Origin of the sequence: Micrococcoides hystricis (assembly GCF_042434215.1) — a bacterium.
In the GTDB taxonomy this organism is placed as follows: Bacteria; Actinomycetota; Actinomycetes; order Actinomycetales; family Micrococcaceae; genus Micrococcoides; species Micrococcoides hystricis.
This window is the reverse complement of the sequence record NZ_JBHLUB010000029.1, coordinates 1-16,376: the sequence shown is the minus strand read 5'-3', so window position 1 is coordinate 16,376 and position 16,376 is coordinate 1. Positions and strand designations below refer to the sequence as shown.

Sequence of the window (16,376 nt, the reverse complement as noted above, 5' to 3'; positions counted from 1 at the left end):
CTCCAAATCGGACGTTTTGGCCCCTCTGGTTCCGTATTTTCGGCCCTGATCGACCTCCTGCGCCAGATTACGCCACTGTTATCCGAAAGAATTTTAAATAACAGCTTTATCACGGACTGCCGCGTAACCATCGATGTAAACCGCGTAATTACAGCCATGTGATTATTGTGACTGGCGTGAATTAGTGTTGCAGCTGTTACTAGTGTTGCCTTAGGCTTTGCCGTGGAGAGAGTCATATCTGGACTCCTTATTGAGGGGCCCAGGGATACCTTCACCGCACCACATACTGATGTCACAACAGAACAACTTGAGATAACTAGACCGTTATATGGACGTAGTGCGGCGTTGTGTGTCAACGGACTAAAGGATGAGAGAACTTGAAACTTCGTCGCTCGCTATCGATCACCGCTGTCGCGGTGGCCAGCACCGCAGTCATTGGTGGCGCCATCGCACTTCCGCCGGTGATGGAGCAGATCGAAAAATCCAACTTCATCAAGGAACTGAAAGCTCAGGCCGCCAAGCGCGACACTCCTGCACCTGAAGTCCCCTCGGAGACCGAATTCAAAGAAGCTCTGAAGGACGAGGCCAAGAAGAAAGACCTGTCCAAGAAGGTCGCTAAGGCCATGCGCCAGGGCCAGAAACACGTCGACGAACGTGAAGCTGAAGCCCAAGAGCGCGACGAACGCTACGTTGCCGCCGATGAGAACTATGCCGCGCGTAAGGCTGAGGCCGACCGTCTGGCCCAAGAAGCCTCCGCTGCTTCCGAAGCTCAACAGGCGGCCCAACAGGCCCAAGCTGGGGCAGCCGCTGAGCTGTACCGCAACAGCGGCAATGCTGCGAACCTGCTGGTCGACGAAGACGCGATCAACAAGCAGGCTCGTAAAGAGCAGTATGCCAACTCTGCCGCTCAAGGCGCCGAATCTGCCGGCCACAAAGCCCAAGCTCTAGAGGCTGAGGCCAAGAAGGCCGCCGAGGCTAAAGCCGAAGCTGAAGAAGCTGCCAAGGTCAAGGCAGAAGCTCTTGCTGCCGCCAAGAAGGCTGAGGCTGAACGTTTGGCTGCCGTGAAGAAGTGGGAGGAAGAAGATCTTCCAGCCCTCATCAAGCAGTACGCGCAGCTTGAAGGCATCACCGAGGAAGAGGCGAAAGCTAAGTTCCAGGAAATGGTGGCCGAGGAAATCAAGACATTGGTCGCCGAAAGCCAGCAGGAAGCTGATCGTCTGGCTGCCATTGAAGCCGAGAAGGATCGCGAGCGGGCCTCAGCCGCGGCCGCGTCCCAATCACCCGCTAATAGCGACCTGTCAAACGTTGCTCCCTCCCCTTCCGCGTCTCCGGAGCCTTCGGTCTCCCCGACGCCAGAGCCTTCCCCCGAGACTGAGACTCCTTCAGTACCGGCTACGCCTAATACCGCTAAATCTGGCTCCAGCAATGCTGGTTCGAATCAGAAGCCAGCAGGGTCAACGAACTCGCAGTCTAAGCCGCCGAAGAACACGAACACAAGGACAACTTCTACTAAGAATTCTTCAAAGAAGAACTCTCCAGCTTCGACTTCGACCAAGGCTTCGTCCAATAAGAAGAAGACCGCCAATACGGCTAGCTCGACCCAGACTCGAACTACGAAGCCAACCCCGCCGCCGGCTCCGAGAACCACGCCGCCGCAGCCACGGAATACTACTCCGCCACGACCAAAGCAAACACAGAAGCAAACACCACCACCGGCAAAGAACACCACTGCCTCTAAGGTGTCGGCACAGTCTGTGTCCAGCGCTGGCAGCTGGCAGTCCCGCGCGGTCAACTACGCCGTTGCGATCACCCAGAAAAAGGGTGCGTACTACGTGCTCGGCGGTAACGGTCCGCTCGGTTTCGACTGCTCCGGTCTGGTTCAGCAGGCATACGCAGCTGGCGGCAAGTACATTTCCGCCCGCACCGCCCAAGCCCAGTTCAATGCGGCACCACAGAAATTCCCGCTGAACGTGAACAACCTGCGGCAAGGTGACCTCGTCTTCTGGGGCACCCATGGCAACCTCTGGCACGTGGCCATCTACATCGGTAACGGCAAGATCGCCCACGCCCGCAACCCGAGCGCTGGCATCACCGTGACCGACTTGTACTACAGCTACAACGCACCATACGCGGTAGCGGCCCGGTACTAAGTAGGTCCGACGCTCAAGAAACGAGGGGCGCAGATCCGAAAATGGATCTGCGCCCCTCGTTCTCATGTCTTGGTGTTTGTCTGTTCCGCCCGGACTTCCTTGCCCGCGCGTTGAAGGCTAGTCGAGGACTGGGCCGAAGTCCTTCCGAGTCTCCAAGCGTGGGTCTTCTCCGTCTGGGACAACCATGACTGGGCCCTGCGCGTAAGTCAGCACACCCTGGGAGGTGGAACCGAGCAGCATGCCGGTGAAGCCACCGCGACCGCGGGTACCCACCACCGTCAGCTGGGCATTCTTCGTCTCTTCAATCAGGACGTCTACCGGTGCCCCGTCAACCAGTTTGGTGCTGATATCTAGGTCCGGGTAGTACGAACGCAGCCACGCCGCACCGGCGTCCAGCTTCTCCTGGATGTCCTTGGTGATCTCACGTTCATCCACCATGGTTGGCAACCAGGCCACCGCCCCACCCAGTGGTGGCAGTGCGGACACGACCACCAGATTGGTGCCGCGCTGCTGGGCTGCTTCGGCTGCACGCAGCGAGGCCAGACGGCCCTGATCGGAGCCGTCAACGCCTACGACGACCGGGCCGACTTCCTTACCTTCGGCGGTGGTGCGCTCGGTGATGTGCTTGGCGTATTCGATCGGGACGACCACGGTGGCACACTTAGCGTGAGCCGGCAGCGCCGAAGAAACGGAGCCAAGCAGGCGTCCGATGAACCCGCCGCGGCCTCGGCTACCGACTGCCAAAACTTCTGCTCGCTTGGACAGGTCGACCAGCACGCCGGCAGCGTCGCCGACTTCAACGACCGTCTGGATCGGGCCCGAGTAACCGGATAGGGCTTCCATGGCGTCCTTCAGGACGGCCTCTGCCCCGGCCCGGATGGCCCCATCGTCCATGGCGATGTAGCCGGCGTCCATGGAAGAGGCCGCGAAGACCGGCACCGTGTAAGCGGTGACCAACGTCAGCATGGTTCCGCGGCGGCTCGCCTCATCTGCTGCCCACCCCAGCGCGGCCATACATTGATTCGAACCATCGATGCCGACGATGACGCCGGGATCTTGGATTTCGGTGTGTGTTTTCTCTTCCATCGAAGCCTCCGCTTAGGTGATCAGTGTTCTCACTTTTAGTTTAGTTGACGGGCCTACCGCGTGGTTGTCCGACCGCCAAAATGTCGCACCTGCGCCGTGTCCCACACCTGAATATCTTGGGCACTCAGCAGCAGCTTCCGCCGCAGCTGCCCCACGTCCACGGCACTAAGCTCGTCTGCGTCAGAGCAGACGTACACAATGTTGCCGATCCGCCGCCCCTTAAACATGGCCGCGTCCGCGATGGCGTATACATGCCGGAACACCTCGGTCAGTGTCGCCGCCTCAGCTCTGGCTTGCCGCAGATTAGGCCGGTCACCGCAATTGACGAGGTAGACACCGGTACCGGCCAGAATCTCTTGGGCGGTGCGTGCGTACTCAGCGGTGCTGAAGACCGGCGGGGTCTCCCCATCATCAAACACGTCCCGAATAATCACGTCTCGGCTGCCCGGGTGGATCTTCGCCAACTCGGTAGCAGCATCGGCAACACGGATGCGGATCCCCGGCGCCGGCGGCAAGTCCACGTGTTCGCGCACCAACGCAGCCAGTTTCGCGTCGTTTTCGATGACCAGATTGTGCGCACCGGGAAAGCGAGCGCAAGCCCAGCGGGCTAGCGTGCACCCGGCCCCGCCCAGATGCAGCAGCCGCAAACGCTCCTGACGGTCCTGATAGATGGCTTCTAACGCGGCGGCCATCCACTGCATGTATTCGAATTCGACCACCAACGGGTCCGGATCAAGATAAGAGGAAAGGGTGCCGTTCAGTATCAGCAGGCGACCACCGGTGCGAATCGGATCGTGTTCGATCCGGGCTTCGCCTTGGTCAACCTCCCACGTGCCAACCAGCTCGACAGTGGTCGGGGTGTCTGACCCGGAACGCCCCTTACGCTTCCGCGCCATGTGCGTCACGGGCCAATTGCACATCGGTGATCTCGGCGCCGTAGCGGCTGGGCAGTTCCGAGCGCCGCTCTTCACCGGTGGGCACGAACCCGTGGCGCTTGTAGAAACCGATAGCAGGGGTGTTGACGCCCATCACCCAGAGGGTCGCCGGGTCGTCCCCGATCGAGTCGGCCATCAGCCGGGCACCGATACCTTGGCCTTGGACTTCCTTGTCCACGTACAGCAGGAGCAGTTCGCGGCGGCCGTCTTTCTTCGGCTTGGTGCCGGCGGCGGCACCCACGATCGACCCGTCAGCGTCTTCTGCGACGAAGAGTTTCTGACCGCGTTCGAGTTCGGCCCGCCAGAAATCAATTTGTTGGGAACGTTTCTCTTTCAGCGAGGTGAAGACACGCGGATCAACAAACTCCACGTAGGTCTGCTCCCACGCCTTGGTTTTGAAGTCTACGAAAGCCGGGATATCGGCCTGCGCCGCTTCGCGCACCCACAAACGATCACCTTGCTTACTACGCCCAAAAATTCCTGCCATCTTCTCAGGCTAGACTGTGGGAGAAAGCACCGCCACCCAAGCACCGTAAGGGGTATTGATCGTGTCCGAGGGCATTTTCGTCCACGCCGCCACTGCTGCCGCTGGAACTTCCCTCATCTCTCTAGGTCTGGCCGATTCACTGTACAAACGGGCAGACACTATTGGTTTCTTCTCTCCTATCACCCCCGGGGATCCGGCCGATGACCCCATGCTGGGGCTGATGCGTCAAACCTTTGACCTCCCGGACGAACGCATCGGTGCGGCCATGTCCGGCCAGGAAGCCACGGAACTGATGGCCGCCGGTCGGGTTGATGAAATCCATGAGCGGGCCGTCGCCGAGTTTTCCCGGATCGCTGCCAACAGCGCGATCGTCATTGTCCAGTCCGTCGACTTTGGTCCCAACCATTCGCTGGATGCGGCCACAGTATTCGACTTGAACACCTCGTTGGCCAACAACCTGGCCACCCCGGTCATCGCCGTCGTCTCCGGTCTGGGCAAGACACCGTCGGCCGTGGCCGATGCCGTCGATTCGACCCGTCGCGCCCTTGACGGTGCCGGTGTCGACTTGCTGGCGGTGCTGGTGAACCGCGCCGATGGGGCCCAGCCCGAGACCAGCGATGAAGCCGTTGATCTGGAAGCCATTCAGTCCGCGATTCGCCCGGGCAAGTACCGCCGCCCGGTCTACGTGATTCCTGAACTTACAGAGGTTTCCCTGCCGACCGTGGCCGAGGTCGCCACCATCTTGGGCATGGAGCAGATCGCTGGAGACGAAAACCTCTCCCGTGACGTCTCCGAGGTCAAGGCAGTCTCCATGGAGGGCGGGAACTTCCTGTCCATCCTGAATGAAGGCTCGTTGGTGATCGTCTCCGGCGATCGCTCCGACGCGGTCATGGGAACCCTGCTCTCCGCGCTCTCGGCCGGCATGCCGGTTCCGGCGGGTATGATCCTGACCAATGATTTGCGCCCCACCAAGCGCCTGTGGGATGCCCTGGATGCGGCCCCGTTCCCGGTCTTCGCAACCACCCGGGACACATTCTCGACCGCGGGCAAGGTGGCCCAGATCCGGGGTGAGCTGCATGCCGGTCAGGATCGTAAGATCGCGGCTGCGCTCGGCGCCTGGCACCGTGCCGTGGACGGTTCCGAGCTGCTGGCACGCACCTCGCTGGCCCGGCCGCAGCGGACCACCCCGATGCGTTTCTTGCACCAGCTGATCGAGCGTGCCCGCGCCGACCGCAAACACATCGTGCTCCCCGAAGGCGAAGACATCCGCATCCTGCAGGCCGCAGAAATCTTGGCCCGCCGTGACGTGTGTGACCTGACCGTGCTGGGCAATGTCGCGGACATCAAGGAACTGGCCGCCTCCCAAGGCCTGCAGCTGGACGGGGTCAACCTGATTGACCCGGCCGAGAGTGAGCTGCGCGAACAGTTCGCCCAAGAGTACGCCACCTTGCGCGCCCATCGCGGCGTCGATTTGGCCCGCGCCCAAGAAGTCATGTTGGAAGGCGCCTACTTCGGCACCATGATGGTCCACCTGGGCATGGTTGACGGCATGGTCTCCGGTGCCGCCCACACCACCGCCAACACCATCCGGCCAGCCCTTGAGTTCGTGCGCACCCGCCCGGACACCAAGATCGTTTCTTCGGTGTTCTTCATGCTATTGCCAGACCGCGCGCTGGTTTACGGTGACTGCGCGGTGAACCCGAACCCGAACTCGGAACAGCTCGCGGACATCGCGTTGGCATCGGCCCGGACCGCCGAGCAGTTCGGTGTCGACCCGCGGGTGGCGATGCTGTCCTACTCCACCGGTGGCTCCGGCTCCGGTGAAGACGTGGACCGGGTCCGTGAGGCCACCGAGTTGGCCCGTTCACGTGCCCCCGAGCTGCCACTGGAAGGCCCCATCCAGTACGATGCCGCGGTCAACGCGTCAATCGCGGCCTCCAAGTTGCCGGATTCAGATGTGGCGGGCCAGGCGACCGTGTTCATATTCCCGGATCTGAACACCGGCAACAACACGTACAAGGCTGTCCAGCAGTCCTCCGGCGCGGTGGCCGTCGGACCGGTGTTGCAGGGCTTGAACAAACCAGTCAATGACCTCTCCCGCGGTTGCACCGTTGCGGACATCGTCAACACCGTGGCCATCACCGCCATTCAAGCACAGGGCTAACGCTCCGCAGGCTCTTCGCTTAAGACGGGTTGGGGTGTTCTTGGCAGCTGCGGCTGCGCGGGCACCTGGCCCGTCTTCATTTTGTGCTCCAGCACACCGCACCCATATAATTGGCATGCATAACGGTCTAAAGAAAGTACGGACCTAGCCTGTAGTTTTGACGCTTCACCGGGCGTCGTAGCGACGGCACTGACGTTGATCCGCCCGCCTACCTGCCTGAGCTCTTTTGAGTCGCAATCACCACCGACCAAGCTGGCGACCAGAACGAACACACCCGTAGCTAGAGCTTCCCTTCACTTGCGGCTCACGTCACCGAAGATCGACCACCTTCCCGTAGCTAGGAGACACTCCTTGACCTCGCAACCTACCACTGAAACCAACGACGCTGAAAACCGTGCCGCCCAAACCATCACCGATGACGAAGTCTTCAACGCACACCTTGGCGGCAAGCTCAGCGTAGAAGCCACCTTGCCGTTGAACAGCAAGCGGGACCTGTCCATCGCCTACACCCCCGGTGTCGCCAAGGTCTCCCAGGCGATTGCCGACGACCCGGCCAAGGTCACCACCCACACGTGGGCTGGCCGCATGGTGGCGGTCGTCTCCGACGGGACCTCGGTACTGGGTCTGGGCAACATCGGTGCGGCTGCGTCGCTGCCGGTCATGGAAGGCAAGTCCGCACTGTTCAAGAACTTTGCTGGGCTGGATTCGATTCCGCTGGTCTTGGATACCACGGATGTGGATGAGATCATCGAGACCCTGATCCGGTTACGGCCCTCCTTCGGCGCCGTGAATCTGGAGGATATTTCTGCACCGCGCTGCTTCGAACTAGAGCGCCGACTAGTTGAAGAACTTGATTGCCCGGTGATGCACGACGATCAGCACGGTACCGCCGTGGTCGTGCTTGCTGCCGTCCACTCCGGCATCAAACTCACCGGCAAGAAGCTCTCGGACATGAAGGCCGTGATCGTTGGGGCCGGTGCGGCGGGCATTGCCGTCACCGAGCTACTTCAAGTCGCCGGGATCGGGGATGTCATCATCGTTGATTCCAAGGGCACCGTCCACCGTGACCGGGATGATCTGAACGCGATCAAGGCCGAGTATGCGGCCCGGACGAATAAGAACAACATCTTCGGCAACCTGGGCGACGCCCTTGCTGGCGCGGACCTTATCGTGGGTGTTTCCACCGGTCAGTGGAGCGAAGAGGACCTGGCGAAGATGAATGACGACGCTATGATCTTCGCCCTATCCAATCCCACGCCGGAAGTTCACCCGGACATCGCGAAGCAGTATGCCGCGGTGGTGGCCACTGGTCGTTCGGACTTCCCGAACCAGATCAATAACGTCTTGGCCTTCCCCGGGATCTTCCGGGGCGCGTTGGATTCTGGCGCCCAGAAGATCACCACCGAGATGAAACTGGCGGCGGCCCAAGCCTTGAGTGATCTGGTCGGTGACGATCTTGCCCCGGACTACATCGTTCCTTCCCCGTTGGATGAACGGGTGGCCCCAGCTGTGGCCAAGGCAGTCGCCGCGGTCGCGGATCAGTAGCGTTAAGCAATTGTTCACTTCCCGGTGGACATACTAGATGCCATGTCCACCGAATCCGCTTCTGCACCTTCCCTGCGCCGAGCACTGTCCCTACCCCATGCCGTGATCATCGGGGTCGGGTCGATGCTCGGCGCCGGTGTGTTCACCGTTTTTGGCCACGCGGCTGCTGAAGCCGGCGGCGCCCTGCTGATCGCCTTGGGGCTGGCCGCTTTCGTGGCTTTCGCTAACGCCACCTCCTCTGCCCAGTTGGCGGCCGTCTATCCGACCTCCGGTGGCAGCTATATTTTCGGACGGGAGCAGCTCGGACCGTGGCGTGGGTTCTTGGCCGGCTGGGGTTTCTTGATCGGCAAGACCGCCTCCACCGCGGCCATGGCCCTGACCGCGGCGGCCTATCTGGTTCCCGGTGATTCACTGGGGTGGCCGCAACGGTTGGCTGCTGCCGGAATTGTTCTGGTGATCGCCACGATCAATTACCGCGGTGTGCAACGCACCGCCACCGCCACTGCCGTGATTGTCGGCATTGTGGTGGCGGCGCTTGCGATCAGCATCATTTCCGGTTTTACCGTCTCCGGCGCCGAAGTCCCGTTGGCCGAGCAACTGAACCCATTGTTGCCGGAAACCGGCGTGCTTGGGGTGGTTCAGGCGGCCGGCTTGTTCTTCTTCGCGTTCGCCGGGTTCGCCCGGATCGCCACCATGGGTGAAGAGGTGACCGAACCGACGAAGAACATCCCGCGCGCGATCTTGCTGGCGTTGGGCACGGTGCTGGTGCTGTACGTACTGATCTCCCTAATGCTGCTGCACACAGTGGGGCTTCAGAAGCTATCCGGCGCCCCGGCACCACTGGCAGTAGCGGCCGGGGTGGTGGCCGATGAGTCCTCCACGTGGAGCTGGCTGCCGGTCGTCATCGCACCCGTAGCTGGGTTAGCCGCCTGTGGCGCGCTCCTGGCGCTGATGACCGGCATTGGCCGGACGACGTTGGCGATGGCTCGACACGACGATTTGCCGAATTCTCTGGCTGCGGTTCATCCGAAGTTTGGGGTGCCGCACCGCGCCGAAGTCATCCTCGCCGCCATTGTTGTGGTGCTTGTTTTGACTCTCGATTTGCGTGGCGCCATCGGTTTCAGTTCCTTCGGTGTGCTGCTCTACTACTTCATTGCAAACTGGTCTGCGCTCACCCAGTCGGCTCAGGTGCGGCGCTATCCCAAAGCGCTGCAGATAGCCGGCATGATCGCCTGCGTTGGGATCGCTTTTCTACAGCCGCTGCCGGCGGTCATCGGTGGGCTCATCGTGTTCGCGCTCGGTTTCGGGTACCGCTTCTGGCGCCAACGCAAAACTGTGAGCTAACTGACACCGCATCATTTAGGCTTATGTCCATGAATTCCTCACCAGCAGCGATCATCGGCGAACCGGGGCCTTTCGGCTACACCTTGGTTCGGGACGGCAACGGCTACTTGTTACGGGATAGTGGCCTGGAGCCGGTGGCCCGGTGGCACATGCCGAAGGAAGACTTCTTCGACAAGCTGCCGTTTGGGTTGGGGAAGAACCTCGAAATCCCGACCTTGACGTCTGGAGAAAGCGCGCATGTGGAGTTGCTCGGCAGGTTTGCGATGCCAGTTCAGCTCAACAACGGCAAGACAAATGCGATGCTACGAAGCTCGCATAACGGTTGGCTCCAGCTGGGACCCCGGCGCTACACCATCACCCATCACCTGTTCCTGCGCACTGACATGCGCCGGGACGGTCAGCTGATCTTACGCGGCCACGGTCACGGCCGGTTCCGCAAACAAAGAGTCACGCACGTGGACTGTCAGGATGAGCTGGATCAACTGGCGAGCGAGCTGTTGTGGCACTTGTTCGGACTGGGCCGCGGCAGAGCATTCGGAGGCATGCTGGACTTCGATCCGTTCTAAACACCGCCGGGCCTAAGCTTGTAACCTGTGCTTACGGTTAGGCGGTTCGGAACCGGCAAACTGGTAGCCTTAAGCTCATGCTCGTACTGGTGATTAATTCAGGGTCTTCGTCACTGAAATTTCAGGCCATCGACACCGCTTCTGGCGATGTTCTGTCGAAGGGTCTCATCGAACAAATTGGTGAAGGTCCCATTGCTGACCACGGTGCCGCTATCGTCATCATGGAAGACCAACTGCACAAGGATCTGGGCGAACGCGAAGTTCAGGCTGTTGGTCACCGCGTTGTCCACGGCGGTGAACGTTTCTCCCAGCCGGTCCGCATTGACTACGAAATTGTGCGTGCCATCGAACGGTTGTCCCCACTTGCTCCGCTGCACAACCCTGCCCACGCGTTGGGTATGCGTGAACTCATGGAGCGCTGGCCGGATACCCCGCAGGTCGCGGTGTTCGATACGTCTTTCCACCGCACCTTGCCCGAATATGCCTGGCGTTACGCACTCCCGGACTACCTCTACAAGGAACACGGTGTCCGCCGCTACGGTTTCCACGGTACCTCCCACGATTACGTCACCGGGATCGCCGCCGAGCTTTTGGGCCACGACCGCAACCAGTTCAACGCCGTCATCGCGCACCTAGGCAACGGAGCCTCAGTCACGGCAGTAAAGAACGGCCGTTCCGTAGACACATCCATGGGATACACCCCGCTGGAAGGCCTTGTCATGGGCACCCGTTCCGGAGATGTGGATCCGTCCATCATCACCCAGTTGATTGTCCGGGGTATCTGCAGCGCGGAAGAAATGGACTCCATTCTCAACAAACAGTCCGGGCTCAAGGGCCTGTCCGGCTCCAATGACATGCGTTCCCTCGTTGAACGCGCAGCCGAGGGGGACGACGCCGCGGAGTTAGCACTGTCCGTCGCGGCGTACCGGCTCCAGAAGTACGTCGGCGCCTACCACGTAGCTGTCGGCGGCGCGCAGGCACTAGTCTTCACCGCAGGTATCGGCGAGAACTCCTGGCAGTTCCGCGAACGAGTCTGCTCCGGTCTCGGCGCTTTGGGCGTGAAATTGGATATGCCAACCAACGTGACGCGCTCCTCTGAGCCACGTGTCATTTCCGCACTTGATTCGGCTATTCCCGTCTTGGTCGTCCCCACCAACGAAGAGGAAGCTATCGCTGGCCTGGTGAAGGAACTGCTCAACGGAAACGCCGAAGCGTAAGACTTCAACATGCAGGTCCCCGAAGAACTGCAGGTCCGCCGGCTCCGCCGGATGAAAGCCAGTGCCACCGGGCTTCTGGTGGCCATGGCAGGCTTGTTTGTTGTCGGGTTCCTGCTGCAGCAGTCCTATCCGGGTTTTGCGTATCTGCGCGCCGCCGCCGAAGGTGGCATGGTCGGGGCGCTAGCCGATTGGTTCGCGGTCACGGCGCTGTTTCGCCACCCGCTCGGGTTGAAGATTCCCCATACCGCGTTGATCCCGCGCAAGAAGAACCAGTTGGGCGCGATGCTCTCTGAGTTCGTCCACACCAACTTTGTCGCCGGGGACGTCGCCCAAGAAAAGATCGCGAACCTCACCGTGACGCGGACGGCCGGCCTGAAGCTTCAAGAACTTCTAGCCGATCCGATAGAACGCCCGCGCATCCTTGCCACGACCCGCCGCGTGCTAGCCCGAGGCCTCGAACTCACCGACGATGAGGCCGTCAAGGCGCTGCTGACCGGGGTAGCCGAACGCCACATCGTCGCCCCCGCATGGTCCCCCACCCTAGGGCGGACCCTCGCCGAGCTGGTAGAGCACGGTCAACATGAAAAACTCGTCACCTTGCTGGCCGAGCGAGCCGGAACTTGGGTCACGGAGAATCCCCAGATGATCGAGCAGGTTATTACCGAACGAGCACCGTCTTGGGCTCCGGCCTTCGCCAATGAACTGTTGGCGCGGAAGATCCACAGGGAACTTGTGGGGTTGGCTGCTGCGATTTACGCGGATCCTCAGCATACTGTTCGTCAGGACATTACGGATTGGCTGGCCGATGTCAGCCACCGATTGCAGAACGACCCGACCATTCAGTCCTCCGTAGAGGCCTACAAAGAGCAACTGCTTTCATCGCCTCAACTGCAGACATGGGCGGCACAAACGTGGAAGACAGTAAAACGGGTTGCTCAAGAAGAATTAACAAAACCATCATCAGAGTTATCAACTGCAATTGGGCAGGGACTGGACTTTGTCGCGGATAAATGTGCCACGAATATCCCGCTTCAGAACAGCCTCGATCGCCAGCTTTCCAAGCTAGCAAGTGCATTGTTACGCGATTATGGCCCAAGTTTAGTGGGTGTGATTGAGCAGACAATCAAACGCTGGGATGGGGACCAAACCAGTAGAACCCTAGAGCTTTTTGTGGGCAGAGACTTACAATTTATTAGAATCAACGGAACTATCGTTGGCGCCCTTGCCGGAGTGACAATTCATTCATTGGCTCAACTAATTCTCAATCCGGTTTAACAGGACTGGCAATTCGGTTTACCTGCGCTACACTTTGAATTGAACCGATACGAACAACCAAGATGGGGTTATGGCTGCCAAGGGCTCGGAACGTAGCGATGTAGTGCGTAACCGTGGCAAGATCCTTGCATCAGCCGCGCATGTTTTAGGCGACAACCCGAATGCTTCGATGTCCGAAATTGCGGCGCACTCCGGTCTTTCCCGGGCGACGCTTTACCGGCACTTCAGCTCCGTGGACGATCTTCTCTTCGCCACGCGTGAGCATGTTTTGACGCTGCTGGAATCCGCCACGGAACGCGTTGCCGAAAAGGCTGCCTCCCCCACCCAGGTGGTTGAAGAGTTGGCCCAAGAATTGATGCTGATCGCTAAAAAGTATCGCGGGCTCCTCACCACCACGGCCGAGATTGACCCGAAATTCGCTCGCCGGCGTGAACGTCTGCTGGAAACTCTTGAGGACCGCATTCTTGAAGGCCAAACCAGCGGCGAGATCAGAGACGATGTCACCCCGCGCTGGATCATGACCTGCCTGTTGGGTCTGCTGGAGTCCAGCCTCTCCGTAGGACTGAAGGCCAGCGCAGCTACTGCCGCACTGGCCTCCGAGACGTTGCTGGGTGGCATCAACCACCGGGGTTAATTAGGAACCGCTAGGGTCCTTCTTCATATATTCTGACCGTTTTTTCGGCAGCTTCTTGATGTCCTGGACCAACTCCCCTGGCATCGTGGCAGGCAAGGCACCGAACAGCTCTGCGGTGTTCTTGATGTTGTTCTTAGCCAAAATGTGGTTTCCCACACCACCGATCACGGCACCAACACCAAACGGCAGCGCCCGGCCAAAGAAGGATGAGCCTTGGCGGAGCAAGACCTTCTTGAAGAAGGTGCGTTTGATCTTGTCTGCGATAGCCCCAGAGAAGGACTTCTGCGACATGAACGGCAGCAGGGACAAGGTCGGACCCGTGGGCATTGAACCGCTCTGGGCCGCCAACTGGGTGATCAGGTTCTTGCCATCTTCACCTAGTAGCACCGCCATGATCAGGGTCTGGGCGCGCTCTTTGTCTTCTGTGGTGACACCGTGCAGCTCCGCGATGGACTGCACGTAGAGCGCCGTCGCTTCGAGGAATCCGACCGTGATACCGGCTGAAAGCGCCAAGGCGGCGGCGGTTCCGACGCCGGGCATGATCGCGGTCGCGCCGACAGCAGCGCCACCGGCCGTCACAGTGTTCATGTAGTCACGGCCGAGCTTTTGCGCCAGCTCTTCCGCTGTCCACTCCGGGTGTTTGCGGCGCAGTCGGCGAAGGTTGGCCAGCACCAGAGGGCGCTGGACCTCAATAGCGTTGAGAATGGCCTTCTCCAAGCCCGGCTTGGGGCGTCCGTCCTGATCGAAAGCTTGCTTCCCTGCGAACTTACCCAGCTGGTCTTGCATGAAGTTTTTGGCATTAGGTTTCTTCATCACAACAATTAAAACACTGCTCAGATCTAAAATCTTCCCAGCGTGCTTACTATTATTTATACGTGTTCGACCACTTCACGCTCGCCCAAGCGCACGGTGTCAGTCTTGAGCGCATCCTTGAGCCAGAGGAACAGCGCCACCAAGCCGACGGTCAAGCTGATGTGGCCCAGACCAGCGATACCAGCGAATGCCGCCGAATTAGCCGGGTCCCCCAGCACCTGCAGGGTCCCCTTGAAGACCATCATGCCGCCGGTGATCAGCACGCCGATGTTCCAGAACCAGAAGAAGACGCTAGCGGCTTTGCCCGGTGCTGCGCGCAGGACTTTCATCGCGACGAGAGCCAGCAGCTGGATGATGAAGCCGAGCACGAGCAAGTGGGTGTGCACTGTGGACAGTTGTTGGGGCACATCGAAGGCGAATTCGCTGAATTTGGTCAGTTCACGGTAGTACACACCGGAAGCCACGCCAATGAAGGCCCAAATGAATGATGAATATAGTAGTTTTTTCTCCATACTTCCACGCTATGCGGCTTTCGGAGAGCGAACATCACCCGAACGGGTGATTGGGGTTAGTTGCGTAGGCTCAGATCTGCCCACACCAACCGGTAGGTGATGCCAGCGGCATCCGGTTCGGGCAAGAACACGGCTTCTTCAGCTGCCGGGTTTGGCCAGAAGACACCAGCGTCAACCACGGAGGTGGTGCCTCGTTTAGCGAGCACGTAGTTCAGTCGTTCGCCTTGGGTTTTTTGTGGACGCAAATCCGTGATGGCCGTCGAGTTGTAGTCGCTGGAAGAGCGGAAGAAAGTGTTGGCACCCTCAGAAGTGAACTGCCCTGGGGCTGCGTGCTGGCGCAAGAAGTCCCGCTGGGATTTATCGTCCGTCGGATCAGCGTTTAGCTGGCCAAGCACCACATACTGACGGTTACTTGCGATGCCTCCGCTGCGGCCCTCATCGTCAACGATGTAGTCAGCCTGATCACCACCGGAGAGAAAATCATCCAGAAATTGGAGCTGATCCAGTCGTCGTCCCTGCTCTGCCTGTTCCTCGCCCAAATCTTGGGCCACAGAGAAGTGCGTGACCACCAAAGAAATAGTGTCGCGGCCTGAAACCACAGGAATTTCCCAAAGGCTCCGACTCATCAATGGCATCACTTTGCGTTCAATGCTGGTGAATTTGGTTTCGCTCAAGTGGTTGTTGGGCATGTCTTCCCACTTGAACTTGGTGAAGGTGCGAATCTGGGATTCTTTAATCGGCAACTGGGACAGCAAAACCATGCCACCTTGACCCGGGAACTTACCGTGCCCAAAGGCGTCTTCCGGGCCGCCAACAGTGCCGTCGTGGTTCAGGTCAGACCCAGAGTCCACACCGGCGTTGACCGGCGCAACAAAGGTATAGCGATATTGAATGGGGTCGGTGCTGTCCTGCGGCTCGGCAAGGTATCGCTCTTGGAAGAGTTTGAGGGCTTCCTCAGCCTCGTCATAGTCGAACCCGGTGAGGGCGACGACCTTTGGCCGCTGCGTTTGCAAGGTGGCTGCTAGTCGCTTGGCGCGTTCGTCCTCACCATTTTCCAGTTGGGCGATCAGCTCGCCTTCTTCACTAGCAACGAGTTGCGCGTTGATGGTCGCCATCCGCACGCTCCCGTTCTGGTGTGCGGCAGTCTTAGCATCTATGCTGGCTGACTGGGCCCCAGCGCGGTCGGAACGGTTCTTTTCGGTGGCGGCGACGTCCGTGGAGAAGAAGTTAGCGGGGCAACGGTCCACAGAATTTACGGCAGTACCGGGGGTGCTGACGGAGTCAGCCGAAGCCACTTCGTGGTCTTGAGCGTGGGCAGGTGCACTTGCAGCCAGAAAAATCGCCGCCGCAGAGGCGACGGCGGCAGCGGAGGTGTGTGCACGCTCGAAGAGTGACATGACCACAACACTAACCGGACGGTAAGTTAGTCTCAACCGAGAGGGCTCGATCTTGCCGACTTGATGCAAAAACGTGACCTGAGCGCTCCAGATTGTTATCTGACCGTGACGCTAAGTCTAGTTATCATTTCGGGCGATTACTAGTTTCCGGCGTACCTTACATATATTGATCGCGTAGCCCAAGTCGTGCCTCACATACTTTGATCGCATGCCTCTACGCTGACGAGTATGAACAAGGACGTGGTGTCAGT

The 16,376-nt window shown here is 59.7% G+C and carries 14 protein-coding genes; 8 read left to right on the top strand and 6 right to left on the bottom strand.

What is annotated here, in order from left to right; genetic code table 11:
* Positions 1–377 precede the first annotated feature (377 nt).
* Positions 378–2,150, top strand: a complete 1,773-nt coding sequence (locus ACFFFR_RS06955) for an NlpC/P60 family protein (protein ID WP_377459059.1) — start codon at positions 378–380, stop codon at positions 2,148–2,150.
* Between the two features lie 117 nt (positions 2,151–2,267).
* Here the strand turns inward: ACFFFR_RS06955 and ACFFFR_RS06950 are convergent, their stop codons facing one another.
* From ACFFFR_RS06950 to ACFFFR_RS06940, 3 genes are read right to left on the bottom strand one after another with little or no spacing between them, the layout of a single operon-like run.
* Complete coding sequence (locus ACFFFR_RS06950; RefSeq protein ID WP_377459058.1) at positions 2,268–3,236, bottom strand: universal stress protein; 969 nt, start codon at positions 3,234–3,236, stop codon at positions 2,268–2,270.
* A gap of 53 nt (positions 3,237–3,289) precedes the next feature.
* The gene (locus ACFFFR_RS06945; RefSeq protein ID WP_377459056.1) at positions 3,290–4,132 is read right to left on the bottom strand and encodes a spermidine synthase; all 843 of its coding nucleotides are present in this window, start codon (positions 4,130–4,132) and stop codon (positions 3,290–3,292) included.
* Entirely contained in the window at positions 4,116–4,613 is a 498-nt protein-coding gene (locus ACFFFR_RS06940; RefSeq protein ID WP_377459054.1) for a GNAT family N-acetyltransferase, read from the bottom strand. The genes ACFFFR_RS06945 and ACFFFR_RS06940 overlap by 17 nt, the downstream gene beginning before the upstream one ends.
* A gap of 106 nt (positions 4,614–4,719) precedes the next feature.
* Between ACFFFR_RS06940 and pta the strand changes: the two genes are divergently transcribed.
* The 7 genes from pta to ACFFFR_RS06905 all read left to right on the top strand — a co-directional run bounded on the left by pta (position 4,720) and on the right by ACFFFR_RS06905 (position 13,403).
* Complete coding sequence (gene pta / locus ACFFFR_RS06935) at positions 4,720–6,822, top strand: phosphate acetyltransferase (RefSeq protein WP_377459052.1); 2,103 nt, start codon at positions 4,720–4,722, stop codon at positions 6,820–6,822.
* Between the two features lie 351 nt (positions 6,823–7,173).
* A complete protein-coding gene (locus tag ACFFFR_RS06930) occupies positions 7,174–8,367 on the top strand; it encodes an NAD(P)-dependent malic enzyme (protein WP_377459050.1) in 1,194 nt (397 codons plus the stop codon).
* A 42-nt stretch (positions 8,368–8,409) separates the two neighbouring features.
* Positions 8,410–9,711, top strand: coding sequence for an APC family permease (locus ACFFFR_RS06925; protein ID WP_377459048.1), 1,302 nt, complete (start codon positions 8,410–8,412; stop codon positions 9,709–9,711).
* Between the two features lie 29 nt (positions 9,712–9,740).
* Positions 9,741–10,277, top strand: a complete 537-nt coding sequence (locus ACFFFR_RS06920) for a hypothetical protein (RefSeq protein ID WP_377459046.1) — start codon at positions 9,741–9,743, stop codon at positions 10,275–10,277.
* Positions 10,278–10,354: 77 nt separating this feature from the next.
* Complete coding sequence (locus ACFFFR_RS06915) at positions 10,355–11,494, top strand: acetate/propionate family kinase (protein ID WP_377459044.1); 1,140 nt, start codon at positions 10,355–10,357, stop codon at positions 11,492–11,494.
* Between the two features lie 9 nt (positions 11,495–11,503).
* The gene (locus ACFFFR_RS06910; protein ID WP_377459043.1) at positions 11,504–12,769 is read left to right on the top strand and encodes a DUF445 domain-containing protein; all 1,266 of its coding nucleotides are present in this window, start codon (positions 11,504–11,506) and stop codon (positions 12,767–12,769) included.
* 70 nt (positions 12,770–12,839) lie between these two features.
* Positions 12,840–13,403 carry a TetR/AcrR family transcriptional regulator gene (locus ACFFFR_RS06905; protein WP_377459041.1) on the top strand — a complete coding sequence of 188 codons (564 nt, stop codon included), beginning with the start codon at positions 12,840–12,842 and terminating at the stop codon, positions 13,401–13,403.
* On the opposite strand, the gene ACFFFR_RS06900 is transcribed toward ACFFFR_RS06905, so the two are convergent.
* Genes ACFFFR_RS06900 through ACFFFR_RS06890 form a run of 3 tightly spaced genes read right to left on the bottom strand, consistent with a single transcriptional unit; the run spans position 13,404 to position 16,125 of the window.
* Positions 13,404–14,216, bottom strand: coding sequence for a hypothetical protein (locus ACFFFR_RS06900; protein WP_377459040.1), 813 nt, complete (start codon positions 14,214–14,216; stop codon positions 13,404–13,406).
* Positions 14,217–14,272: 56 nt separating this feature from the next.
* The gene (locus ACFFFR_RS06895; protein WP_377459038.1) at positions 14,273–14,728 is read right to left on the bottom strand and encodes a DUF2871 domain-containing protein; all 456 of its coding nucleotides are present in this window, start codon (positions 14,726–14,728) and stop codon (positions 14,273–14,275) included.
* 56 nt (positions 14,729–14,784) lie between these two features.
* The gene (locus ACFFFR_RS06890) at positions 14,785–16,125 is read right to left on the bottom strand and encodes an endonuclease/exonuclease/phosphatase family protein (protein WP_377459036.1); all 1,341 of its coding nucleotides are present in this window, start codon (positions 16,123–16,125) and stop codon (positions 14,785–14,787) included.
* Positions 16,126–16,376: the final 251 nt, after the last annotated feature.

Bases quoted from the DNA above. Each gene is read 5' to 3' on its own strand.
- ACFFFR_RS06950 (WP_377459058.1), bottom strand. From the start codon at position 3,236: ATGGAAGAGAAAACACACACCGAAATCCAAGATCCCGGCGTCATCGTC.
- ACFFFR_RS06945 (WP_377459056.1), bottom strand. From the start codon at position 4,132: ATGGCGCGGAAGCGTAAGGGGCGTTCCGGGTCAGACACCCCGACCACT.
- ACFFFR_RS06925 (WP_377459048.1), top strand. From the start codon at position 8,410: ATGTCCACCGAATCCGCTTCTGCACCTTCCCTGCGCCGAGCACTGTCC.
- ACFFFR_RS06920 (WP_377459046.1), top strand. From the start codon at position 9,741: ATGAATTCCTCACCAGCAGCGATCATCGGCGAACCGGGGCCTTTCGGC.
- ACFFFR_RS06915 (WP_377459044.1), top strand. From the start codon at position 10,355: ATGCTCGTACTGGTGATTAATTCAGGGTCTTCGTCACTGAAATTTCAG.
- ACFFFR_RS06910 (WP_377459043.1), top strand. From the start codon at position 11,504: ATGCAGGTCCCCGAAGAACTGCAGGTCCGCCGGCTCCGCCGGATGAAA.
- ACFFFR_RS06905 (WP_377459041.1), top strand. From the start codon at position 12,840: ATGGCTGCCAAGGGCTCGGAACGTAGCGATGTAGTGCGTAACCGTGGC.
- ACFFFR_RS06900 (WP_377459040.1), bottom strand. From the start codon at position 14,216: ATGAAGAAACCTAATGCCAAAAACTTCATGCAAGACCAGCTGGGTAAG.
- ACFFFR_RS06895 (WP_377459038.1), bottom strand. From the start codon at position 14,728: ATGGAGAAAAAACTACTATATTCATCATTCATTTGGGCCTTCATTGGC.
- ACFFFR_RS06890 (WP_377459036.1), bottom strand. From the start codon at position 16,125: ATGTCACTCTTCGAGCGTGCACACACCTCCGCTGCCGCCGTCGCCTCT.